Here is a 23,717-nt window from a genome sequence, read left to right on the forward strand (position 1 = left end):
TGTTTACGCCCCAAACGTCCTTCGGGCCACCCTGTTTAGGCAAGGATTTTCCTTATTCGGGAATATCCGCATAGGCGCTGCCGTAACGGCCGTCATGCGCCAGGTTACCAAAGCGGGTGGTGTTGGAATCGAAGGCCAGTTTCACAATACCGATGGGGCCGTGACGCTGCTTGCCGATGACCACCTCGGCCTGATGTTGCAGTCGGTCCATGTCTTCCTGCCACTTCAGGTGTTCCTCGGTACCTTCGCGAGGTTCTGCGCGGCCGAGATAATAGCTTTCACGGTATACGAACATCACGCAGTCGGCGTCCTGCTCGATCGAGCCCGATTCACGAAGGTCGGACAGCTGCGGGCGTTTGTCTTCGCGCTGCTCTACCTGACGCGACAACTGTGAAAGGGCGATGATCGGGACGTTCAGTTCCTTGGCCAGTGCCTTCAGACCACCGGTGATTTCGGACACTTCCTGCACACGGTTCTTCTGGCTGCCGCCTTCGCCCACAGTCACAAGCTGAAGGTAGTCGACCACGATCAGGTCAAGGCCGTGGTCCATACGGGCCAGACGACGCGCGCGCGCCGCCAGTTTGGAAATGGATATACCGCCGGTGGCGTCGATATAGAGCGGGCTTTCACCGATTTCGATAGCGGCGTCGCGCAGCTTTCCAAAGTCGCTGGCGTCGATCTCGCCCTTACGCAGCTTGTCCGAGGACACGCCCGACGCATCGGCCAAGATACGCATGGCCAGCTGTTCGGCGCTCATTTCCAGCGAGTAGAAGGCTACCACACCGCCGTCCACGGTCTTGCGACCGCCATCGGGGGTGGGTTCCCACTTATAGTTCCGGGCCACGTTGAAGGCGATGTTGGTGGCCAGAGCCGTCTTACCCATCGACGGACGACCGGCAAGGATCAGCAAGTCGGACGGGTGCAGGCCACCGAGTTTCTGGTCGAGGTCGTCAAGGCGGGTGGCCAGACCGGCCAGCTTACCTTCACGCTGATAGGCTTCGCCAGCCATTTCCACAGCACCGGCAATGGCATGCGAGAAGGCCACAAAGCCTGAGGACGGCTTACCGGTTTCGGCTAGAGAATAGAGGGTCTGTTCGGCCTGTTCGATCTGGTCTTCGGCGGCACGTTCGGGATCGGGCGCGTCCTTGGCAATCTGGCCGCCGATACGGATCAGTTCGCGGCGCAGGGCCAGATCATAGATGACGCGGGCATAGTCCGGCGCATTGGCAGCGGGCGGGGCGCGGTCCACCAGATCGGCCAAATAGCGCAGGCCGCCGAATTCCTGGAAGGCCGGATCCTGTTTGAAACGCTCCATCAGGATGGTCGGCTCGGCCAGCAGGCCCTGACGGATATGGTCCTCGATGGCCTTGTAGAGACGCTGGTGAAACGGTTCGAAGAAATGGCTGTCGCGCAGACGATCGCTCAGGCGTTCGAACACGCCATTGTCGAACATCAATGCCCCGATTAGCGCCTGTTCCGCTTCCAGATTGTGCGGCATGGCCGTCACATTGATATTGGAACCTTGGTCATAGGGCATTGGGGAAAGCGCGTTCATGGTACCGATAAAAACAGAACGGCCTCCATCATGGGATGATGGAGACCTGTAGAAACAGCCTTATCCAAGGTGAAGGTTATCCACACCCTGTGAAGTCTGGGGATGACGCCTTAGATGATTCTAGGCGCGGCAGGGATAGCGTTCGGTCATCCAGTCGCGCACGGCCTGCGTTACCGTGACATTGCGACGGGGGGCCGGCATGCCTTCAAAGCGGGCGACCAGAGATTCCGGTGTAATGCCGGTGCCCGAAGAGGGGATGCAGTGGTTCGGACGGCGACCGGCGCGCTCGGCCGCCGCTTGTTCTGACTTGACCTGATTGACGGCACCAGTAGCCACGCGGATCAATTGGCGCGTATCCGAACGTAGCATGGCCGCGGCGCGATTACGCGGAATGTCGCGACCGGCTTCCAGAAACTGGGCTACGGTCATCTGTGATTGCGCCAGGGCCGGAGTGGCAGTGGCTGAGATTGTCATGACGGCGCTTAGGCTGGCAGCCGCCAGCAATGACAAGGTAGATTTCATGACGACTGAAGGCTCCGGAAGAAATCGGCACGCGGACGGTATGTAACCAAGCTTTGATCTAAGTTCCAGCGCCTGAACGGGGCCTGAATAAGGAAAAAGGCGGACATATTCATATGTCCGCCTTCAAACCATTGCACTATCAGTAACTTACCACTTCAAGCTGAGACGACCGTAAACATAACGTCCGTTGAAGCCATAGGGCGAGAAGTTCGAGAACGGGAAGGCACCGGTGGTATTGTTCTCGCGCAGGCTCTGGCGCGGGTACTGATCAAGAATATTGTCGGCACCGATGGCCAGCGTCACCTTGTCGGTAAAGCGGTAGCGGGCTTCGGCATCGACCACCAGAGCATCACCCAGTTGCAGGTCGGTGGCTTCGCTGGCACCGGCGGCCAGAACATCGCCATAACCGCTTAGGCGCAGGGTGCCACCCAGTTTTTCGGCTTCCCAATCGGTCTGGAATACGACCTTCCAAGGCGGGGTGCCTTCCTGGAAGCGATAGACGGCCTGACGCCCGAATAGGGTGGTCGGGACGGGCAGGACGCCGCTTTCGGTTACCGGTGTTTTGGTGACCTTGAAGTCGTTGACATTACCGGCCAGCGTGAAGTCCAGACGGTGACCGGCTGCGGTTTCGGCACGATAGCGGGCCACCACATCAAGACCGGTGGTTTCGGTATCCACGCCATTGATGAAGAAGCGTGCCGCAGAAGCGCCATAAGGGGCCAGCAGATCAAAGATGGTGCGGGCATTGGTGCCCACATCTGCGGTTGCGCTACCTGTCAGAGTCTCCGACAGGATGATGCGGTCCGAGATGTCGATGCGATAAGCATCGGCCGTGAACTCGAACGGGCCGTTACGGGCAACAAAACCCAGCGAGTAGTTTACCGATTCCTCAGCTTGCAGATCGGTGCCGCCAAGGGCCAGACCCACTTCGCTGACCGACGGATAGGTGCCGGTCTCGTAAGGGACGTTGTTGATATAGAGGACCGAGGTCTGGGTATAATACTGCTGTTGCAGGCTGGGCGCGCGGAAGCCGGTCGAGACAGCACCACGGATAGCAAAGTGCGGGTTGAAGTCGTAACGAGCGGCAAACTTGCCCGAGACGTTATCGCCAAAATCCGAATAGTTTTCGTATCGGACAGCGCCCGACAGGGTCAGGCCCTCAACGACCTCGCCTTCAAGATCCAGATAGACGCCAACATTGCTACGGTCTTCGTCCACCTCGTTATTGGGCGTGAAGCCCGTAAATCCGCGAGAGCCAAAGGTGAGGGTGTTGCCACCGGCGACCAAAACAGGACCACGGGCATAAGAGGCTTCTTCGCCTGCGCCGATCTGGTAGTTCTCACGGCGGGCCTCAAGGCCGACGGCGACGTTCAGCGGACCATGCCAGCCCAGATCATATTCACGGCTGGCATCAATACCTAAAACCAACTGGCTGTATTCCAGTGAACCGGCATAGAAGCTGGTCGGGCCGTTCAGGCCGTAGGTCGGGTTCATAGTGTTCTCGGCCCCGAACTCGATCTGGTTCAGGCCATAGCCGAGATTGATGTCTACGCCCCATTCGCCAAGATTGCCGCGAAGGCCGCCTGCTGCTGTCCAGTCTGTGGTTTCGGTCAGGATATGGGGCAGATAGCCGTCAGGGTATTTGCGACCCGAGCCATAGTCGGGGTTCTGGGTATTGTCGGTCGGCGTACGATAGAAGGCGGCTGCCGAGGCATCGCGCTTTTGATAGCCGGCCCAGCCATAGGCCTCCCAGCCTGCCGATAACGGCACACCGGCATTCAGATAGACCGACAGGTCTTCGGTTTGTGCGTCACCTTGACCGCCCGTGATGCGGCCGAGCGTCGGGTTGATATCCGAACGGTTGGTGCGTTCGCGATCACGGTATTCCACCGAGGCAGTCAAGAAGCCTTCGTCGCCTAGGGCAAAGCCCTGCCAGCCGGAAACGGTCAGGGTATCGCCGTCACGGATGTCGTCTTTGCGGCCATAAAAGCCGGTGTAGTCGGTGATATACTGACCATAGGTCAGGATCGCACCGCCGCCTTCGCGGGCTTCGCGCAGGCGCAGGTTCAGAACACCGGCAATGGCGTCAGAGCCATATTGGGCAGCAGCGCCGTCACGCAGAACTTCGATGCGCTCGACCGCCGAGGAGGGGATGGCGTTCAGGTCAACGGCCGACGAGCCGCGCCCGACCGAGCCGTTCAGGTTCACAAGGGCGGTCTGGTGGCGACGCACGCCATTGACCAGCACGAGGGTCTGGTCTGGGCCTTGGCCACGCAGGGTAGCGGGACGGATAGAGTCGGTTCCATCAGTCGCTGAAGGGCGCGGGAAGTTCAGGGCCGGAACACTGGCGGCCAACTGGGTGGCCAACTCGGTCGAACCACGCTGTTCGAGGGTTTCGGCGGTGACCACATCGACCGGCGCGACCGTATCAAGGCGCGAGCGGTTGGCGACGCGGGTACCCGTTACGACGATGTCGTCAACGGCGGTGGTTTGCTCGGCGCTCTGGGCCTGAACAGCACCGGCGACCAAAAGAACAGAACCGGAGGCAGCGGCAAACAGAGCCGTGCGGTATGCAAATGTGCGGATCGTCACGTTCAAACCTTTAGAAGTGTCGCAACTGTCGCTCCGGTCTCAGCCAAGAGCGGGCATGCGATGGAAAAACTAAAAAAGAGGCTGGGTAGCCGCTGATCACAGCAAAACTGTCTCAACGGCCTGAGGCTTCAGGAGCAGGGCGCGCAGTCCGGGACCGGTGCGCGACAACAGGCCAAAAGCCTGTATCTGTCGTGATTTGATAGCCGTCGGATCATGTATTCCCCCTTATGATTTCCGCCCCGCTGTTCGAGGCAACGCTGAGGGAATGGCATTGACCGGAGCAGGGGGCGCAGCAGATTGGCGGGGAGTGAGCCGCCAATCCGCTATACTGATGCGCCCATATTGCGCCGCAATAAGGCCATTCGCATATCGAGAATATTTATATGTATGTGAAGAAAATCTAAATGTGAGTTTCCGCTATACGGCAAAGAAAAAGGGCACCAGCCGAAGCTGATGCCCTGATCCTTGAAGTCCGTTGAGGAAGCTTAGGCTTCTTCGCCGAAACCTTCTTGCTGGCCAGCGCCGCCTTCGATGAGCTCTTGAGCAGCTTGTTCAGCCGCTTCACGCTCGTCGTCGAACTGCGAGCGAATGACGTCTTCGCCCTTGGCTTGACGTTCAGCTTCTTCAGCCGAACGCGCAATGTTCATCTTGACGGTGGCCGACACTTCGCCGTGCAGGCGAACCAGCACTTCGTGGACGCCCAAGGTCTTGATGGCGGTGTTCAGTACGACCTGCGAGCGGGTGACGTTTGCACCCGAAGCGCGGACGACTTCAGCCACATCGCGACCGGCAACCGAACCGTACAGTTGGCCGGTTTCACCAGCCTGACGGATCATGACGTAGGTTTCTCCGTCGATCTTGTCGGCGATGACCTGAGCGTCAGCCTTGTTCTTGTCGTTGCGGGCTTCAATAGCAGCACGCTCGATTTCGAAGGCTTTCAGGTTGGCTTCCGTGGCGCGGCGAGCCTTGTCGCGCGGCAGGAGGAAGTTACGAGCGAAGCCGTCCTTGACAGTGACGACGTCGCCGATGGCGCCGAGGTTATCGACGCGTTCAAGCAGAACGACCTTCATCTTACTTCACCACGTACGGCAGCAGAGCCAGGTAGCGAGCGCGCTTGATGGCCTTGGCCAGTTCACGTTGCTTCTTGGCGGAAACGGCGGTGATGCGCGAAGGCACGATCTTGCCGCGTTCGGAAACGTAACGCTGCAGCAGCTTCACGTCTTTGTAGTCGATCTTCGGCGCGTTGGCACCCGAGAACGGGCACACCTTGCGGCGACGATAGAACGGACGACGGGCCGGGCCGGAGCCAGCCGGAGCGCCCGGGATCGGAGCTTTGGTATCGGTCATCTATCCGGTTCCTTATTCCGAAGCCGCAGCGTCGTCGTTGCGGTTGCTGCTGCGGTCGCGTTCGCGCTCGCGGCGGGCCAGCAGCGGCGACAGTTCCAGGTCGAGCTCTTCGACGCGGATGGTCAGCCAACGCAGCACGTCTTCGTTGATCGACAGTTGGCGCTCAACTTCGGCCATAGCGGCCGGCGGTGCGTCAACGGCGAGCAGGGAATAGTGAGCCTTGCGGTTCTTCTTCACGCGGTAGGTCAGGTTGCGCAGACCCCAGTACTCGATCTTGGCGACAGAACCGCCTTGTTCTTCGATCAGAGCCTTGATGGTGTCGTTCAGCGCTTCGGCCTGTTGCGCCGAGATGTCTTGGCGCGTCATGACCGTGTGCTCGTATAGAGCCATGCGGTGTTCTCCCTTGGTGGACATCGGCGCAGACATGCCGGGTAGCGTGTCTACGATGGCTCCTGATGTGGCGGACGGGATTTTCCCGACCCTTTGACATTCCACAATCAGGACCGAAGCCCTGGAAAGGGTGCGCCTATATAAGGAAAGCGTCGAAAGGGCAAGGTTAGGGAGACGAAAGCGCCGTGAAACCTATGTCAGTTGCGCATTTTATAGCGCTGTTTGGCGATCGAGGCGAACCGATGCACTGTCCCTATTTCGAAAGCCCGACTATTCCATAACCAAGGAACCATTCGCCGATGACCCATGAAGGTTCTGCCGTCAGCAAGGCTATAGCGGGCAACAACAAATGGTCGCTGATCGGGCCGGGGATTGTGGTGGCGGCGACCGGTGTGGGCGCGGGTGATCTGGTTGCGACCCTGATTGCGGGGTCGAAATTCGGTTATGCGCTGCTGTGGGCGGCGATCATTGGCACCCTGCTCAAGATCGCGCTGGCCGAGGCAGTTGGGCGCTGGACACTGGCGGGCGAGAAGACGATTTTCGACGGCTGGTCCAGTCTGGGCAAGGGCTTTTTCGGGTCGCGTGTGAACTGGGCGGGGCTTTATTTCGGCATCTATGTGGTGGTGTGGGGCTTTGTGTACGGGGCCGCCGCCATGACCTCGACAGCCCTGCCTCTGGCCGCCATGTTGCCGGTTCTGGACCTGAAGGTCTGGGGTGTCCTCAGCGGTCTGGCGGGGCTGGCCTTTGTCTGGTTCGGCGGATACGGCCTGTTTGAAAAGGTGATGACCCTGGCCGTCGGGGTCATGTTCGTCACCGTCATCGGACTGGCCGTGATTGTGGCTCCCGATATTCCGCGCTTGCTGACGGGCCTGTGGCCGACACTGCCTAAAGGATCGGCATTCTATACGATGGGGCTGATCGGCGGGGTGGGCGGCACCATCACCATGGCGGCCTATGGGTATTGGCTGAATGCCAAGGGCTGGCGCGGGCCGTCATGGATGGCTGTGATGCGTCTGGATAACAGGGTCGCCTATGTGGTGACCGGCGTGTTCGTGGTGGCCATGCTGATTGTCGGGGCCGAACTGTTGCATGCCGCAGGGATTGCGCTGCAAGGCGGGGATCGCGGATTGCTGGACCTTTCCACGGTTCTGGAGGACCGCTTCGGGCGTCCGGTTTCTATCCTGTTTCTAGTTGGCTTTTGGGCGACCAGTTTCTCTTCGCTCTTGGGTGTCTGGCAGGGTGTCAGCCTGATGTTCGCCGACTTCGTCGCCCATGTGCGTGGCAAAAGCGATGATCCGGCCGAACGTGGTGACAAGTCGCGGGCGTTCAAACTATATGCCCTGTGGCTGACTTTCCCGCCGATTGCCCTGCTGTTTATGGAGCGTCCTTTCGGGCTGATCGTGGCCTATGGCGTGTTGGGCAGTCTGTTCATGCCCTTCCTTGCGGGCACGCTGTTGTGGTTGTTGAACAGCAAGCGCTTGCCGCCGCAATGGCGCAGCGGCTGGCTGTCGAACCTGATGCTGGGGGCGGCGACGGCCCTGTTCTGTGTGCTGGCGGCCAAAGAACTGATCGGGATGTTCTGACGCTTTTGTCCGTGTCCGTCGGGTTTGTCGCAAACCTGTCGGCAAACCGGAGGTCTGGTGTCGCAAATCCCACGTTTTAGCGTTGCAGAGCGCGGTTAAGCGACGGGCATCGCTTTCTCGTCAGGGAACTGAGAATATGAAGCCTTCGCTTGCTCTGCTTGCTGCTGTCGGCCTGATGGTTGCCACGCCTGTTTCGGCACAGATTGTGGCTCCGCCCGATCCTGATCCGGCACCGCCGCCGCTGCATGCCCCGAACGGGCGTTGGGCGGCCAAGACGTGGGCGGATCGTATTGTACTGACGCCTGCCGCCGATGCAGCGCGCGGTGCCGGTGTCGCGTGGCGCACCAGCATTGACCAGACGACAGCCGAGGCGGAAATCTCGCAAGAGATCGACGGCCCGCTGCTGGGCTTTGATGCGGTCAAGGTGACGGGCAATACCTCGCCGATCAGCAACGAGAACGGCACGGCCCATTATCATCAGGTGCGCTTCGACAACCTGAAACCGGCCACCCGCTATGTGTATCGCGTGAAGGCGTCGGATGGCTGGAGCGAGTGGATACCGTTCCGCACGGCAGCGGCCAGTTTCGAACCGTTCCGCTTTATCTATCTGGGCGATACCCAGAACGATATTCTGGAAATCGGCTCGCGTGTGATCCGTTCGGCCTTCAAGGAAGCCGGTCCGGCATCGCTGGTACTGCATGCCGGTGATCTGGTGGCCCAGCGCGAGGTCAAGGTTCACGATGACGAGTGGGGCGAATGGACCGAGGCCGGTGGTCGGGCCTTTGCCATGACCCAGCAGCTTCCGGCGTCGGGCAATCACGAATATGTCGATCACATCCTGCCGGATGGTTCGGAATCGCGCGTGCTTGGCCCGCACTGGACCCGTCAGTTCGCCCTGCCGGATAACGGTGCAGAGGGCGTGAAGGACACGACCTATTTCGTCGATTTCCAGGGCGTCCGCTTCATCATTCTGGACGGCACATCGGGACTGGATCTGGGCGGTCTGGGCAGCCAGACGGCGTGGCTGGACAATGCGCTGGCCACCAGCACCGCCAAGTGGAACGTCGCTGTGTTCCACCAGCCGATCTATACCTGCGCGCGTCCCGAAGACACCGAGGAGCTGAAGGCGGCATGGAAGCCGATCTTTGACGCCCGCAATATCGATCTGGTGCTGCAAGGCCATGACCACTGCTATGGCCGTGTCTCGAACCCCGCAGGTGCAGACGCCTCGCGTGCGAACTCGGATGCCGGTCTGCCGCAAGGTCCGGTCTATGTGGTCTCGGTGACTGGCTCCAAGATGTATGGCCTGAATGATCGCGCCGACACCCAGCCGGTGCGTGCCGCCGAGAATACCGAGCTGTACCAATTGATCGATGTGCAGGAACGCCAGCTGGAATTCCGCGCCTATACGGCCACGGGCCAGCTCTATGATGCCTTCACCCTGACCAAGGGTGACGACAATCGTAACCGTCTGATCGAAAGCACTGAAAGCCTGTTGGCCATCCGTCGCTGTGACGGTGTGGCGGGGCCGGATAACCGTCCCTGCACCGCCGAGATCAAGGACTAAATCCTGATCAAAGCGCGAGGCCATTTGCGGCCCGTATTATCAAGAGCGGCTTGCCGTAGGGGAGGGTTTGTCTTACCCCTCGCGGCTAGTTTAACAATAATACGGACGAAACGCAGATGAGCCTCGCGCTTCTCTTTCCCGGTCAAGGCAGCCAGGCTGTCGGTATGGGCGTGGCCCTGTCGGACGCCTTTGCCAGCGCACGCGAAGTCTTTGCCGAAGTCGATGACGCGCTGAACCAAAAGCTGTCGGCCCTGATGAAGGATGGTCCCGAGGACCAGCTGACCCTGACCGAGAACGCCCAGCCGGCTCTAATGGCGGTATCGGTGGCGACGGCCCGCGTGCTGAAGGTCGAGTTCGGTTTTGATGTGTCGAGCGCCGATTTCGTCGCCGGTCACTCGCTGGGTGAATATTCGGCTCTGGCGGCTTCGGGTGCGATCTCGCTGGCCGACACAGCCCGTCTGCTGAAACTGCGCGGTCAGGCCATGCAGCGCGCTGTGCCGGTGGGCAAGGGCGCGATGGCGTCGCTGATCGGTCCGAAAACCGATCTGGCTCTGGCCGAAGAAGCCGCCAAGGCCGGTTCGGCTGTGGGTGTCTGCGTTGTCGCCAACGACAACAACAAGGGCAATGTCGTCATCTCGGGCGATAAGGCCGCTGTCGATCTGGCCATTGAAAAGGCCAAGGAACTGGGCGCACGCGCTATTCCGCTGAATGTTTCGGCACCGTTCCACTGCCCGCTGATGCAACCGGCAGCTGACGAAATGGCAGCGGCTCTGGCAGAAGCCACCATCCATGCGCCGTCGGCCACCCTGATCGCCAACGTCACCGCCCGTCCGGAAATCGATCCTGAAACCATCCGCCGCCTGCTGGTCGAGCAAGTGACCGGCCGCGTCCGCTGGCGCGAGAGCATGGAGTGGATGGCCACCGAGGGCGGCGTGACCCGCTTCGTCGAAGTCGGCTCGGGCAAGGTCCTGACCGGCATGGCCAAGCGCATCGCCTCCGAAGCCGAGGCACTGGCACTCAATACGCCGGAAGAGCTGGAAGCCTTCGCCAAGTCGATCTGAGACTGGCTGTAAGCTGAAATAAAAGGGGCGCTGGCCATACGGTCAGTGCCCTTTGTTTATCGTGCGATACCCAGATCTGAGTCGATGGCAGCGCGTAAGGGCGTCAGGACGTCGATGGCGCGATAGGGCAGGGTCTGCATCATCAGGACGGCGGCGAAATCGTGGGCGGGGTCGATCCAGGCTTGGGTCGAGGCATTGCCACTCCAGCCGAATTCTCCGGCGCGTTTATGGCCTTCGCGGGCAACCCAGCCGCCAAAGCCGTGGCCACTGTTCAGGGCCGATACCCCTTCTGGCAGGATGTCCGAGCGCATCAGTTGCGCGGTTTCCGGCTTCATAATGCGGCGACGCCCCGCCGAGCCGTCATTCAGCAGCATGCCGAGGAAGTCGAGATAATCCGAGGCCGTAGACAAAAGGCCCGATCCTGCCAGATGCAGGCTAACAGGGCGGCTTAGAACCTCCGCCGACGCATCGGCGACGGCGCGACGCGGACCCGCGCCATTGGCTCCGTAGTTATAGATGGCGGCCAGCCGCTCGGCATCGCCGTCACGCAGGCTCCAGATTGTATCCTGCATCGCCAGTGGATCAAGAATGCGTCTTTGCACGAAATCGGCATAGCGCATGCCCGATATGCGCTCGATCACTACGGCCAGTACATCGATCGAGACGCCGTATTCGTATCGCGTGCCCGGCTCGAACATCAGCGGGATCTTGGCCAGACGTTCAACCAGTTCATCATAATTGGCAGGCGGGCGGGCCGATCCTGTTGTGGCGCTGGCCGCCATAGCAAGACCTTCGCGGCCATAGGCGCGTTGCACGGCGTTGTTACCCGCATGGGCATAGGTGAAGCCCGATGTGTGGGTCAGCAGATGACGGATGGTCATCGTTTTCTGCGCCTTGCGGGCGTTCAGGTTGCGGGCCGGATTGGTGGCGACCTTGATATCTGCAAATTCGGGGATGATGTCGGCGACGGGCGTATCCAGTGTAAAATTGCCGTCTTCGATCAACAGGGCTGCTGCGGCACCCGTAATCAGCTTGGTCATCGAATAGATTCGGAACAGGGTGTCGCGATCGACGCGGGTAAACGAGCCGAAATCGAGCGTTCCGGCCTGTACAAAGGCCTTACTGCCATCGGGAAACTGTACCCCGGCGCACAGACCGGGCAGGCGTCCCTGCGCGACAAAGCGGTTCAAAACATCCTGCGTCATCGGCAGGCGATCTATGCCCCGAACCTCGATCTCCGCTGTATTTAGCGATGCATTACAGGCGCTTAGGGCGGGAACTAAACCCAGAGCTCCCGCTCCGAGGAGCAGGCGGCGACGGTCGAACAGGGCGCTTTGGCGGGTCATTGAATCTTTCCGTTGCGTTACCTTCCTCTGGCGAAGCAGCTTCGCATCGGATAGGAGCGGACGAAAGATTTGGCGGAGCTGACCTCAATGTTCAACCTTTCAGGCAAGACGGCACTGGTGACCGGCGCGACCGGCGGCATCGGCGGCGCGGTGGCGCGTGCCCTGCACGCACAGGGTGCCCACGTGGTTCTGTCCGGCACGCGCGAGGCTGTTCTGGCCGAACTGCAAGCCGAACTTGGGGATCGCGCTTCCTATGCGGTGGCCAATCTGTCGGACCCCGATTCGGTTGACGGTCTGGTGGCGGCGGCCGAAGCGGCGGCTGGCAATCCGCTGGATATTCTGGTGGCCAATGCCGGTATCACCAAGGACGGCCTTCTGATGCGTATGAAGGACGAGGACTTCCAGTCGGTCATCCAGATCAATCTGGAATCCTATTTCCGCCTGACCCGTGCCGCCGTGAAGGGCATGATGAAGCGCCGTTCGGGCCGCATCATCGGCGTGACCTCGGTGGTGGGCGTGACCGGCAATCCGGGCCAGACCAACTATTCGGCCTCCAAGGCGGGCATGATCGGCTTCTCGAAGTCGCTGGCCCAAGAGGTTGGTTCGCGTGGAATTACAGTCAACTGCATCGCGCCGGGCTTTATTGCCTCGCCGATGACCGACGTTTTGAACGAGCAGCAACGCGACGCGATTCTGGGCCGTATTCCGGCGGGCCGTCTGGGCACGGGCGATGAAATCGCTGCTGCCGCTGTCTATCTTTCGTCGAATGAAGCTGCTTACGTCACGGGCCAGACCCTGCACGTCAACGGCGGCATGGCGATGATTTAATCTTTGCGGCTGTGATCACTTTCGTTATCACGGCACGCAACAAACTATTTCCTTGTCCGGTGGCTGTGCTAAAGGGCGGGAATGCTCGCGGTGATGTGAGGCCCTAGGGCTTGCGTCACCAAGACTGCCGTGACACGGCGTAAGACTAACCCCGCCATCACGGCGACAACACAACAGGCAGAGAGACACTCATGTCCGACACCCTCGAACGCGTCCGCAAGATCGTCATCGAACAACTGGACGCCGATCCGGACAAGGTCACCGAAAAAGCTTCCTTCATCGACGATCTGGGCGCTGACTCGCTCGACACCGTCGAGCTGGTAATGGCCTTCGAAGAAGAATTCGACGTCGAAATCCCGGACGATGCTGCTGAGCACATCCAAACCGTCGGCGACGCCGTGAAGTTCATCGACGAGAAGCTGGGCGCCTAATAGGCCCAGCGATACGTCGCACTTCAAGCTAATGGCCGCCGTGACGGACCCCTAGCGGGACCGTCCGGCGGCCATTAATGTTTTTGGGCCTGATTCTGGAAATCTGATTCCGTCACCATGATTTAGGTCCCTATAGGTCGGGCGCTGTGATGCGACCGACTGGCTTTGCCAAGCCGTTTGCACAGTCAGAACTAAGGAGCGCGAACCATGCGCCGCGTTGTCATTACGGGCCTCGGCCTTGTTACCCCGCTGGGCACGGGTGTGGACCATGTCTGGAAGAAACTTCTGGATGGTGAGTCCGGTATCCGTCCGATCACCAATTTTGACACCGAAGGCTATGGTTGCACCATCGCAGGCGAGGTTCCGGCTGTGGATGGTCGCGGTGGCGGCTCGCCAGACCAGCCGGGTATGTTTGATTTCGACAAGGTTCTGTCGCCCAAGGAACGCAAGCGCGTGGACGATTTCATCGTCTTCGCCATGGCCGCAGCCGACGAAGCTCTGGCCGATGCCAACTGGAAGCCGGAAACCGACGAAGACCAAGAAGCCACCGGCGTCATGGTCGGCTCGGGTATTGGCGGCCTTGGCCCCATCGCCGACACGGCCATTGTTCTGAAGGAACAGGGCCCGCGTCGCGTCAGCCCCTTCTTTATTCCATCGGCCCTGATCAATCTGGCATCGGGCCAGATTTCGATCCGCCACGGTCTTAAAGGCCCGAACCACTCGGTGGTGACGGCCTGTGCCACGGGCGCGCACGCCATTGGCGATGCCGCCCGCATGATTGCGCTGGGCGATGCCGATGTGATGGTGGCCGGTGGTGCCGAAAGCTCGGTTGTGCCGATCGGCATTGCGGGCTTTTTGGCCTGTAAGGCGCTCTGCACCGCCTATAACGACACGCCTGAAAAGGCATCGCGTCCCTATGACCGTGGCCATGCCGGCTTCATCATGGGTGAAGGCGCGGGCATCATGGTTCTGGAAGAATACGAACACGCCAAGGCGCGCGGCGCGAAAATCTATGCCGAAGTTGTCGGCTATGGCATGAGCGGCGACGCCTATCACATCACGGCACCGTCCGAAGATGGCGACGGTGGTTTGCGCGCTATGAAGATGGCACTGAAGCGGGCAGGCATGGAGCCTTCGGACCTCGACTACGTCAACGCCCACGGCACCTCGACCATGGCGGACTGGATCGAACTGAAGGCGATTGAACGTCTGGTTGGCGACCACGCCAAGGACCTGACTGTATCGTCCACCAAGTCGATGACGGGCCACCTTCTGGGGGCGGCCGGTGCGATTGAATGCGTGTTCTCGGTGTTGGCGATCAAGGACCAGATGGTCCCGCCGACCATCAACCTGGATGATCCTGAACACGAGACCCTGATTGATCTGGTCCCGCACAAGGGCAAGCCCAAGAAGGTGGATGTTGCCATGTCCAACTCGTTCGGATTTGGCGGCACCAATGCCGCCGTGATCTTCAAAAAGGTCGACTGACTTGGCCAAGGCTCCGACGCGCCCCGCGAACCGAAAGACGCCCTCTCGCGCCAAAGGTCCGAAGGGGCCGCGTTCGAGCCTTGGTATCGGCTTGATTACAGCCGGTGGAACGCTTGGCCTGTTCCTGATAGCCGCCCTGATCGCCTTGTGGGCGGTCTATTGGGGGCCGGGGCCAAAGGCGGAAGGCGGAGCCCAAGCCACGATTGTCACCCTGCCCAGCGGGGCAGGGGTGCCCGCCATCGCGGCCAATCTGAAAGCCGCAGGTGTGATCCGTTCGACCGATCTGTTCCGTGCGGCCATCAGTCTGCGCGGTGTGGATCGCAAGATCCGGGCGGGTGAATATGAAATGCCGTCTGGCGCTTCGCTGTCCAAGGTCGTTTCGATTCTGGCCGAGGGCAAGAGCGTGCGCCACTATGTGACCCTGCCGGAAGGTTGGTCGTCCGCTCAGGCGGTAGATATCCTGATGCGTCAGCCGGTGCTGACGGGCGAGGTCACAGAGGTTCCCGACGAAGGAACGCTGTGGCCGGAGACCTATGAGGTCGCACGGGGTGAAAGCCGTCAGGCCGTCATCGACCGCATGCAGCGCATGGCCTCGCTAAAGCTGGAAACCCTGTGGGCGACCCGCAGCCGCAACACCATTGCCCGTACCCCGCAGGAAGCTGTGATCCTTGCCTCCATCGTCGAGAAAGAAACCGGCACCGATGGCGAGCGTCAGGAAGTGGCGGCGGTGTTTACCAATCGCCTGCGGTTGGGAATGCGTCTGGAAAGCGATCCGACCATTATCTATGGCATCACCAAGGGTAAACCGCTGGGGCGTGGTATCCGTCTGTCGGAGATCCGCGCCGATACGCCGTGGAACACCTATGTTATCAGCGGATTGCCGCCCACGCCGATTGCCAATCCGGGTGAAGAGGCGCTGAAGGCTGTTCTGAACCCGCCGCGTTCGGAATATCTGTTCTTTGTGGCCGATGGCACGGGGGGGCATGTGTTTGCTCGTACCTATCAGGAGCATCTGCTGAATGTGGCACGCTGGCGTGACGTAGAGCGTCGCCGAGCCGCGATTGAAAACGGCCTTCCGGTTGATGCGCTGACGTCCGGTGAGGCGGGGCCGCGTATTTTGACGCCGGAACAGATTCCTGCAGGCGCGCAGGTTATCCGTGTTCCGGAGGAGCAGCGCTGATGTCGACACTGTCGGGTATGACGGGTTTTGGACGTGCGGATGGTGCTTTGAACGGCTGGGGCTGGTCGGTCGAGGTGCGTTCCGTCAACGGACGGAATCTTGAAGTGCGTTATCGCGGGCCCAACGGTTTCGAGGCGTTGGAACGCTCGTCAAAGACTGCTGCACAGGCTCGCTTCCATCGGGGCCAGTTATCTTTAGGCGTTCAGGCCCGCCGTGAAGGTGCGGGCGAGGGCAGTATCAAGATCAATACGGAAATCCTGTCGCGCTATCAGGCACTGGCCAAGGATTTGATGGCACAGGGCATGGCCCCGGCCAGCGCGGACGGCCTGCTGGGCCTGCGCGGTGTCATCGAGGCCAGCGAAGAGGCCGAGGATGCCGAGGCCCATGCTGCGGTCGAGGCGGCCATTATGGCCAGTATCGAACAGGCCCTGGATGCTCTGAAGCTGTCGCGCCAGCAGGAAGGGGCGCAGCTTCTTCCGGTTGTGAATGGCTTTGTCGGCCAGATTGAAACATTGGTGGTCCGCGCCGAGGCCGAGGCCGAAACGCAGGTTCAGGCTATCCGCGACCGTTTTATCCGCCGTATCAGTGATCTGGCAGGTGATGTGGCGGGTCTGGAAGAGCGTATTTTCCTTGAGGCCGCAGCCTTGGCCACGAAGGCCGATGTGCGCGAAGAGCTGGATCGTTTGGCCGCCCATATCGCCTCGGCCAAGGCGTTGCTGCTGTCGCCGCCTGCGGGCCGCAAACTGGACTTCCTGATGCAGGAGTTCATGCGCGAGGCCAATACCCTGTGCTCCAAGTCGGCGACTACAGCGCTGACGGCGATTGGCCTGGAGCTGAAAGCTGTGATCGAACAGCTACGCGAACAGGTTCAAAACGTTGAATAGGTCCGTTTAGGACCAAAGCCGCTAGCCTTTCGGGGCTACAAACCTTGCAGGCGAGGGCGAGCAGTTTTATGCACCCTTGCTTCCACGAGTCGTTGAAAGCCTGTTGATGTCGAACACGCGCAGCCCCCGCCGAGGCGTCCTCCTTATTGTTGCCAGCCCGTCGGGTGCCGGAAAAACCAGCCTGTGCCGTCGCCTGATGTCGGATCACAAAGGTCTGGAATTGTCGGTTTCGATGACCACGCGCGGTATCCGTCCGGGCGAGGTCGATGGTCGCGACTATAATTTCGTCTCGCGCGAAGAATTCCAGCGCCTGATCGACGCCGATGCCTTCCTCGAATGGGCCGATGTGCATGGCAATCTGTATGGCACCCCGCGCGCGCCGGTCGAGCGTGCGCTGGCCGAGGGCCGCGATGTCCTGTTCGATATCGACTGGCAGGGGGCCCGCGACGTGGCCGAGAAATGCACGGGGGATGCTGTGCGTGTGTTCATCATGCCTCCCAGTCTTGCCGAGCTGCGCCGCCGCCTGATTACCCGCTCACAGGATGCGGAGGATGTGATCGAACGTCGTGTGGCCAATGCCAAGGGCGAGATCGAACACTGCGACGAGTTCGACTATGTGCTGGTGAACGAGGACTTTGACGGGTCCTATGCCGAACTGGCCCACATCTATCACGCAGAGCGCAGCGCACGTCGCCGCAATCTGTGGGTACAGGATTATAAAAAAGCGCTTCTGAACGAAGTGGTCTGATTCCGGCTAGACGGGTTTGATGATCTTGATGCGCGGGATGTTCTTATGAACACCCGGCTCATCAAGGGTCGTGAAATTCAGCGCGACCTTCAGACCTGTCGGCAGGTATTCGCTATGGACAGTGCCCCCCAGCGGGCCTTCGATACTGTTGCGGATCAGGCGTGAGCCAAATCCCTTGCGCGAGGGCGGGTTGGTAATCTCCGGCCCCCCCGTCTCGCGCCATTCCAGACTGACACGGCCATGACGGTCCGGCAGGGTCCACCGCACATGGATGGTGCCATTGTCGCGACTGAGCGCGCCGTGCTTGGCAGCATTGGTGGTCAGCTCATGGGCGATCAGACCCATGGACAGGGCGCGTTTCGGTTCCAAAAGGAGAGACGGTCCCTCGATAAGTGCTTGCTGGGTATAAGGACGCAGTTCCTGCTCGAAAATGGCGGCGATGTCGGCACTTTCCCAACCTGTATTGGTCAGCAGGGTCTGGGTGTTGGACAGGGCCATCAGGCGCGATTGGAAGGTGGCGATAAAGGTTTCCAGATCGGGGCTGCCGCGTGCGGTCAGGGCGGCGATAGACTGGATACTGGCGAAGTTGTTTTTCAGGCGGTGGTTTAGTTCGTTGAGCAGCAGCTTCTGGCGGGCATCGCTGACCTCCAGAGCGGTGCGAACGGTGTGTGCCTCGGTGATGTCGATGAGTATGCCCGCCAGCTTGATATGATGCTGACGACGCAGATGGAGCATACGCCCGCGTACCGCGACCCAGCGTTCCCCAACGTGTAATTCGATTTCTTTGCTTTGGGTCTGTTGCGGATTGCGAATGGCGTTCTTGGCCATAGCAATGGCTGCTTCCACCAAAGCGGACGAATGATCGATAGTCGTGAGTTTTCCGTCGATCTTGTCCGTCTGCATCAGAAGTTTGCGTGCGTGAGGTGACAGCCAGACCTGACGACTGGGCAGGCGAACCTCCCAATAGCCGATGTCACCGGCGTCCAGCACAGACAGCACCTTCATGTGCTGGTCCAGATAGGCACTGAAACCCGAAGCCAACAACAGAATGGTGGTCAGGATTGCTGTGGTGATGGCCAGTGTCAGCGAAGTGGCATTGCCATGCGGGTGCGGTGCTATGTCGGTATCGGTGATAATGACACCGGCCATAGCCGTGTGATGCATGGCGATGACCCCGACCGCCAGAAACAGAGCGGCCATCGCCTTCTGGCGGTTTGACAGGTCTTTATTGGCGAGCACCATCGCGCCGAACGAAGCCAGCATGGCGACGGACAGAGCTACCACTATAAAGATCGGCCTATTTTCCAGTACAGCGGTCGTACGAATGGCAGCCATGCCGACATAGTGCATCGTGGCGATGGCCAGCCCCATAGCCATCCCTGATACCACAAGCAGCCATAGGGGTCTTTGCTGTCTGGCGGCCATCCAGAAGGCCCCGCCGGTTCCACCGACCGCCAGAAGAAAGGAAAGGATGGTCAAGGCTATGTCATAGCTTACCGCGTGGCCGGGATTGAATCCTAGCATTGCGATAAAATGCATTGACCAGATACCGCCCCCCATGGCTGTGGCCGTAGCCACCAGCCAAAGAGCGCGCTGGATCTCCAGATTGGCGCGGACCCTCCCCAAAAGCCCGAGCGCAGTCCAAGATGCGAGTATGGCAACGCCAAAGGACAGGGCGACAAAGACAAAATCGTGATTATGTCCCAAACCCACCTCCGGTATTCCGGTTTCGATCCCGTTATGGATCAGACCTTCAGTATTGCCATACTATTGATATTCAAGAATTGAAAAAAGGCTTGATGCGCTCGATGGCGTCTTTGACCTGATCGGTCGAGACGGCAAAGCTGAAACGGATGAAGCGGTGGCCGTTGACGGGGTCGAAATCGACACCCGGAGCGGTGGCGACGCCCGTCGCACGCAACAGGCGCTCACAGAAATCGATGCTGTTATCGGTCAGGTGACTGATATCGGCAAAAATATAGAAGGCACCATCTGGCGGCGCGATGGTGGACAGGCCCAGCGCGGGAAGAGCATCCAGCATCAGTTGGCGGTTCGTGCGATACACATCGACATAGGCTTCCAGCTCGTCTTCGCAGTCCATAGCCACGAGAGCCGCGCGTTGACTGAGGGTTGCAGGTGTCAGGAACATATTCCCCATGCGGGCGCGGGCCTGCTGCACCAGAGGTTCGGGCAGAATTACCCAACCCAGACGCCAGCCCGGCATGCTCCAGTATTTGGAGAATGAGTTCACGACCGTCGCATTGGGTGCATATTGCAGCATGCAGGGCACACGACCGGTATAGATCAGGCCGTGATAAATCTCGTCCGAAATGATCTGGATGTTCTTGCGGGCGCAGACCTCGGCAATGGCCTTAAGTTCGGCCTCGGGGATCAGCGAGCCGGTCGGGTTGGCAGGGGATGCCAGAATGACACCTTGTGGGGCGGGTTCAATGGCGTCCAATGCGGCGGCGGTCATCTGGTAGCTGACCTCCGGGCCGCAACCGATTTCGACGCACTCCATGTGCATCGCCTTTAGCGTATTGCGATAAGCAACATAGCCGGGGCGGGCTGTGGCCACGCGGTCACCCGGATTGAACATAACAGACAAGGCCACAACCAGAGCAGGCGATGCGCCCGCTGTCAGGATCACGCAATCTGGATCGACGGTAACGCCATAGCGGTCGGTATAGAGTTTGGCGATGCGGTCACGCAGGCGGGGGTCTTCCCAATAGCCACCGGATTCGGAATCCAGACGCGCATGAGCCTCGGCAATGGCGGCAGTGGGGGCACCGGTCGAAGGTTGCCCGAACTCCATATGGATCACCGAACGGCCTTCGGCCTTTAGCTCGTGAGCGATACGGGAGATGTTGATGGCGCGAAAAGGATCAATCTGAACAGTCATTTACAAGAACAATCTGTTATAGGGCATCAGCCAAACGCAGGAAGCCCGCCACGTCGATAGTCTCGGCACGGGCTTCGGGTGAGATTCCAGCGGCTTCGCACAGGGCGGCACCACCAAGTTGTTTAAGGCTTGAACGCAGCATTTTGCGACGCTGGCCAAAGGCCGCCGCAGTCACGCGCTCGAGTTTTTTCAGGCGTTCCGGTGACGGACGGACCGCCAGCGGCACCAGATGTACAACCGCAGACGCCACCTTGGGCGGCGGCGTAAAGGCGGCGGCGGGCAGGTGCATAACGATGCGGGCCTCGCATACGGCCTGAGAGATAACGGCCAGACGGCCATAGGCATCATCATCGGGCTGGGCCACCACGCGCTCGGCGACTTCCTTTTGGAACATCAGCGTCATGGCGTGCGGCAACCACGGTCCGGTCAGCCACTTGATCAGCAAAGGCGTGCCGACATTATAGGGCAGGTTCGACACCATATGGGTCGGGCCGTCCGAAAGCTCGGCTTCCTTGACCTTGAGGGCGTCGGCTTCATGGATGGTCAGACGGCCAGAACCGTCATCCAGTTCCGACAGAAGCGGGATAAAGCGCGGGTCTTTCTCGACCAGAATGACCTTGCCTGCATCGCTTTCGATCAGGGCGCGGGTCAGGCCACCGGGGCCGGGGCCGACCTCGATGACGTTGCGGCCTTCGAACGGGCCGGCATAACGCACGATCTTGCGGGTAACATTCAGGTCCAGCAGGAAATGCTGGCCAAAGCTCTTCTTGGCCAAAAGACCATGGGCGTCGAGCGTTTCGCGGAGGGAGGGCAGGTGATCGGTCACGGTGTGCTGTTAGCGCGTCGCGCGCTTGGCCGCCATCTCTGATGCCAGTTTTACCGCAGCAATAAAGCTGTCGGGGCGGGCAATGCCCTTTCCGGCAATGTCGAAACCTGTGCCGTGATCTGGCGAGGTGCGCACAATCGGCAGGCCCAGAGTGGCATTCACACCACCCCAGAAGTCCAGCGTCTTGACCGGAATCAGGGCTTGATCGTGATAGAGGCAGATATGGGCATCAAAACGCACCCGCGCTTCCTCGTGGAACAGGGTATCGGCGGGCAGGGGATCGGAGATGTCGATGCCTTCGCCGCGCAGTTGCGCCGCCGCAGGGCGCAAAACCTCGATTTCCTGAAGACCGATAGAACCGCCTTCGCCCGCATGCGGATTAAGGGCGGCCATGGCGAGGCGCGGCTTGGCGATGCCGAAGTCACGTTTCATCGATTCATGCACCACACGGGCAACACGCAGCACGCGGTCGGCTGTCACCAGTTCGGGGAGCTGGTCGATCGGCACATGGATGGTGACAAGACAGGCGCGCAGGTTTTGCGCCGTGAGCATCATCACTGGCCCGCGCGTGCCGATAAAAGGCATGTCGGCGGTCAGTTCGGCGATAAATTCGGTGTGGCCCGGAAAACGGAAACCCGAAGCATACATCGGGGCCTTGGCGATGGGGGCGGTCACGAGACCCGATCCTTCACCGGACAAGATCATATCGACGGCGCGTTCGATCCAGTCGGCAACGGCGGCGGCATTGGCCGGATTGGGCTGGCCTGCGACGACAGGCGCAGGGGCGGGCAGGTCGATCACTGGAATGGCGCGGTTGAACACCTGAAAGGCGTCATGCGGGCCATAGACGGACTCGACCGGAAAGCCCTGTTTGGCCAGTGTTGCGGCATCGCCCAGCACGACAAACGGCAGGGGGGCAGGATGAAGTACCGACTGACGTTGTTGGCGCAGGGCGTCCCAGCCGCGTGCAATCACTTCGGGGCCGACACCGGCAGGGTCGCCCATACTCACAATGAGGGGGCCGTTTGAGCGGACCCCCGTCATTGCAGCATCTGTCATTGCTTGATTTCGATCAGGGCATCTTCACGCAGGTCACGCAGATAGCGACGACCTAGCATGGCGAAGTTCTGACCTTGCAGGCGGTTTTCGATTTGTTGGCGTGACGGCACTTCGGGGCCACCGACACGGCGGTCGCAAACGGCCAAAAGGTGCAGACCCAGAGGCGAGCGGACCGGATCGCTGATCGAACCGACCTCTGCCGAGCGTGCGACCTGCTGGAACTGGGGCAATAGGTCCGAAATATCGGCTTCACCCAGATCCGAAGCCATCAGGCCTTCCTGATCGCGGCCCTGTTCGAGAATGTTCGAGCAGGTCAAACCCGAACGGATGCTGTTCAGGCGTGCGGTCGCGGCAGCGATTTCAGCTTCGGTCGCTGTTTCGGGCAGTTCGACCATAACCTGTTTCAACGAGACGTGGCTGGTGGCGGCACCGGCACGCTTGTCGCGCATATAGATGATGTAGACACCGCCTTCGACGACGATCGGGTTCGACAACTGGCCCACTTCGAGCACATCCAGAGCCGCCTGAAGGGCAGGCTGGACCGTGCCTTGGACAACCCAACCGGCGTCACCGCCACGTGCTGCCGAAGGTGCCGAAGAGAACTGGCGGGCCACGTTCTGGAACGGGGCACCTTGAACCATTTGCGCGGTCAATTGCCGGGCACCGTTGATAGCTTCCTGCATTCCGCCGACGCGGGCGGCATCCAGATAAATCTCGCCGATCAGATATTGCGGTTTGGTGGCCGATTCCGTGAGTTGGCGCATGGCCTGATCGACCTGCGTGGCGCTGACGCGCGCGCGGTCACGGAAACGGCCGACAGTCAGATCGCTCCAGCCCAGACGGGTGCGGATGCTTTCGCGGAAGGCGGGCAACTGGATACCGCCCTGTTGCACAAAGCGCAGATAATCTTCGACAGACAGGCCGACTTCGCGGGCCATGGTGGCCAGTTCGCGGTCGACTTCCTGATCTGAGATTTTCAGTTGCTCGAACTTGGCGATTTCCTGCGCCTGAAGCCGTTCGTCGACCAGATCGTTCAGGGCCTGTTGTTGTAGAGCAGGCAAGGTTTCCGGTGTCGGCTGGACCTGTGACATCATGATAATCATCAAGATGCGCTGGCGCAGATCAAAGCCGGTGATGATGCGGTCATTGACCGTGGCGATCACACCATCAGACAACTGAAAGCGCGCTTCTTCGGTGGCACGCACAGGGGCGTCTTCGGCGGCAGGGTTCAGGGCGCCTGCTGCCTGTGGCGCCGAAGCTTGTGGCGCGGTCTGCGCGAAAGCTGGTGCCAAGGTGGCGGACGACAGAACGGCGGCAATGGCCGTCCCCGTGGTGAAACGCTTGAAACCCATAGTGAGTCCTGATTCCCTAAAGCGGTCTTTGGCCAAGGTTGTAAACCCGAACCTTG

21 protein-coding genes are annotated in these 23,717 nt (G+C 60.3%); 9 read left to right on the forward strand and 12 right to left on the reverse strand.

Going from position 1 to position 23,717, the window contains the following annotated elements; translation table 11 throughout:
* Positions 1 to 52: 52 nt before the first annotated feature.
* The 6 genes from WEU32_RS05885 to rpsF form a co-directional block, all read right to left on the reverse strand.
* A complete protein-coding gene (locus WEU32_RS05885) occupies positions 53 to 1,555 on the reverse strand; it encodes a replicative DNA helicase (protein WP_312138007.1) in 1,503 nt (500 codons plus the stop codon).
* A 120-nt stretch (positions 1,556 to 1,675) separates the two neighbouring features.
* Positions 1,676 to 2,077: a hypothetical protein gene (locus WEU32_RS05890; RefSeq protein ID WP_312138009.1), complete on the reverse strand. Its 402-nt coding sequence runs from the start codon at positions 2,075 to 2,077 to the stop codon at positions 1,676 to 1,678.
* Positions 2,078 to 2,224: 147 nt separating this feature from the next.
* The gene (locus WEU32_RS05895) at positions 2,225 to 4,669 is read right to left on the reverse strand and encodes a TonB-dependent receptor plug domain-containing protein (protein ID WP_406853207.1); all 2,445 of its coding nucleotides are present in this window, start codon (positions 4,667 to 4,669) and stop codon (positions 2,225 to 2,227) included.
* 485 nt (positions 4,670 to 5,154) lie between these two features.
* Positions 5,155 to 5,739 carry a 50S ribosomal protein L9 gene (gene rplI / locus WEU32_RS05900; RefSeq protein WP_312138013.1) on the reverse strand — a complete coding sequence of 195 codons (585 nt, stop codon included), beginning with the start codon at positions 5,737 to 5,739 and terminating at the stop codon, positions 5,155 to 5,157.
* A gap of 1 nt (position 5,740) precedes the next feature.
* Positions 5,741 to 6,016 (reverse strand): 30S ribosomal protein S18, encoded by a 276-nt coding sequence (gene rpsR, locus WEU32_RS05905; protein ID WP_167177935.1) that lies wholly within the window; start codon positions 6,014 to 6,016, stop codon positions 5,741 to 5,743.
* Positions 6,017 to 6,028: 12 nt separating this feature from the next.
* Entirely contained in the window at positions 6,029 to 6,406 is a 378-nt protein-coding gene (rpsF, locus tag WEU32_RS05910; protein ID WP_312138016.1) for a 30S ribosomal protein S6, read from the reverse strand.
* Positions 6,407 to 6,705: 299 nt separating this feature from the next.
* Here rpsF and WEU32_RS05915 point away from each other — a divergent pair, with 299 nt between their 5' ends.
* The 3 genes from WEU32_RS05915 to fabD all read left to right on the forward strand — a co-directional run bounded on the left by WEU32_RS05915 (position 6,706) and on the right by fabD (position 10,617).
* On the forward strand, positions 6,706 to 7,989 hold the full coding sequence (locus WEU32_RS05915) for an Nramp family divalent metal transporter (RefSeq protein ID WP_406853208.1): 1,284 nt from the start codon (positions 6,706 to 6,708) through the stop codon (positions 7,987 to 7,989).
* Between the two features lie 136 nt (positions 7,990 to 8,125).
* Positions 8,126 to 9,556 carry a fibronectin type III domain-containing protein gene (locus WEU32_RS05920; RefSeq protein ID WP_406853209.1) on the forward strand — a complete coding sequence of 477 codons (1,431 nt, stop codon included), beginning with the start codon at positions 8,126 to 8,128 and terminating at the stop codon, positions 9,554 to 9,556.
* A gap of 116 nt (positions 9,557 to 9,672) precedes the next feature.
* Positions 9,673 to 10,617, forward strand: a complete 945-nt coding sequence (gene fabD, locus WEU32_RS05925; RefSeq protein WP_406853210.1) for an ACP S-malonyltransferase — start codon at positions 9,673 to 9,675, stop codon at positions 10,615 to 10,617.
* 56 nt (positions 10,618 to 10,673) lie between these two features.
* On the opposite strand, the gene WEU32_RS05930 is transcribed toward fabD, so the two are convergent.
* The gene (locus WEU32_RS05930; protein ID WP_406853211.1) at positions 10,674 to 11,963 is read right to left on the reverse strand and encodes a serine hydrolase domain-containing protein; all 1,290 of its coding nucleotides are present in this window, start codon (positions 11,961 to 11,963) and stop codon (positions 10,674 to 10,676) included.
* An 87-nt stretch (positions 11,964 to 12,050) separates the two neighbouring features.
* Here WEU32_RS05930 and fabG point away from each other — a divergent pair, with 87 nt between their 5' ends.
* The 6 genes from fabG to gmk all read left to right on the forward strand — a co-directional run bounded on the left by fabG (position 12,051) and on the right by gmk (position 17,522).
* Positions 12,051 to 12,791, forward strand: coding sequence for a 3-oxoacyl-[acyl-carrier-protein] reductase (gene fabG, locus WEU32_RS05935; protein ID WP_312813628.1), 741 nt, complete (start codon positions 12,051 to 12,053; stop codon positions 12,789 to 12,791).
* A 191-nt stretch (positions 12,792 to 12,982) separates the two neighbouring features.
* Positions 12,983 to 13,222 carry an acyl carrier protein gene (locus WEU32_RS05940; protein ID WP_167177928.1) on the forward strand — a complete coding sequence of 80 codons (240 nt, stop codon included), beginning with the start codon at positions 12,983 to 12,985 and terminating at the stop codon, positions 13,220 to 13,222.
* Between the two features lie 207 nt (positions 13,223 to 13,429).
* Positions 13,430 to 14,710 carry a beta-ketoacyl-ACP synthase II gene (fabF, locus tag WEU32_RS05945; RefSeq protein ID WP_406853212.1) on the forward strand — a complete coding sequence of 427 codons (1,281 nt, stop codon included), beginning with the start codon at positions 13,430 to 13,432 and terminating at the stop codon, positions 14,708 to 14,710.
* 1 nt (position 14,711) lies between these two features.
* Complete coding sequence (gene mltG / locus WEU32_RS05950; RefSeq protein WP_406853213.1) at positions 14,712 to 15,890, forward strand: endolytic transglycosylase MltG; 1,179 nt, start codon at positions 14,712 to 14,714, stop codon at positions 15,888 to 15,890.
* Entirely contained in the window at positions 15,890 to 16,774 is an 885-nt protein-coding gene (locus tag WEU32_RS05955) for a YicC/YloC family endoribonuclease (protein WP_406853214.1), read from the forward strand. The genes mltG and WEU32_RS05955 overlap by 1 nt, the downstream gene beginning before the upstream one ends.
* Before the next feature lie 106 nt (positions 16,775 to 16,880).
* Complete coding sequence (gene gmk, locus WEU32_RS05960) at positions 16,881 to 17,522, forward strand: guanylate kinase (RefSeq protein WP_312138035.1); 642 nt, start codon at positions 16,881 to 16,883, stop codon at positions 17,520 to 17,522.
* Between the two features lie 6 nt (positions 17,523 to 17,528).
* Here gmk and WEU32_RS05965 read toward each other — a convergent pair whose 3' ends face one another.
* The 5 genes from WEU32_RS05965 to WEU32_RS05985 all read right to left on the reverse strand — a co-directional run bounded on the left by WEU32_RS05965 (position 17,529) and on the right by WEU32_RS05985 (position 23,661).
* Positions 17,529 to 19,082: a sensor histidine kinase gene (locus tag WEU32_RS05965; protein ID WP_406853403.1), complete on the reverse strand. Its 1,554-nt coding sequence runs from the start codon at positions 19,080 to 19,082 to the stop codon at positions 17,529 to 17,531.
* A gap of 217 nt (positions 19,083 to 19,299) precedes the next feature.
* Positions 19,300 to 20,424 carry an aminotransferase class I/II-fold pyridoxal phosphate-dependent enzyme gene (locus WEU32_RS05970; RefSeq protein ID WP_312138038.1) on the reverse strand — a complete coding sequence of 375 codons (1,125 nt, stop codon included), beginning with the start codon at positions 20,422 to 20,424 and terminating at the stop codon, positions 19,300 to 19,302.
* A gap of 16 nt (positions 20,425 to 20,440) precedes the next feature.
* Positions 20,441 to 21,250: a 16S rRNA (adenine(1518)-N(6)/adenine(1519)-N(6))-dimethyltransferase RsmA gene (gene rsmA, locus WEU32_RS05975; protein ID WP_406853215.1), complete on the reverse strand. Its 810-nt coding sequence runs from the start codon at positions 21,248 to 21,250 to the stop codon at positions 20,441 to 20,443.
* A gap of 9 nt (positions 21,251 to 21,259) precedes the next feature.
* Positions 21,260 to 22,294, reverse strand: a complete 1,035-nt coding sequence (pdxA, locus tag WEU32_RS05980) for a 4-hydroxythreonine-4-phosphate dehydrogenase PdxA (protein WP_406853404.1) — start codon at positions 22,292 to 22,294, stop codon at positions 21,260 to 21,262.
* An 11-nt stretch (positions 22,295 to 22,305) separates the two neighbouring features.
* Positions 22,306 to 23,661: a peptidylprolyl isomerase gene (locus WEU32_RS05985; RefSeq protein WP_312813616.1), complete on the reverse strand. Its 1,356-nt coding sequence runs from the start codon at positions 23,659 to 23,661 to the stop codon at positions 22,306 to 22,308.
* Between the last annotated feature and the right edge of the window lie 56 nt (positions 23,662 to 23,717).

It is taken from the genome of Brevundimonas sp. BH3, from assembly GCF_045345115.1.
Lineage (GTDB): Bacteria > Pseudomonadota > Alphaproteobacteria > Caulobacterales > Caulobacteraceae > Brevundimonas.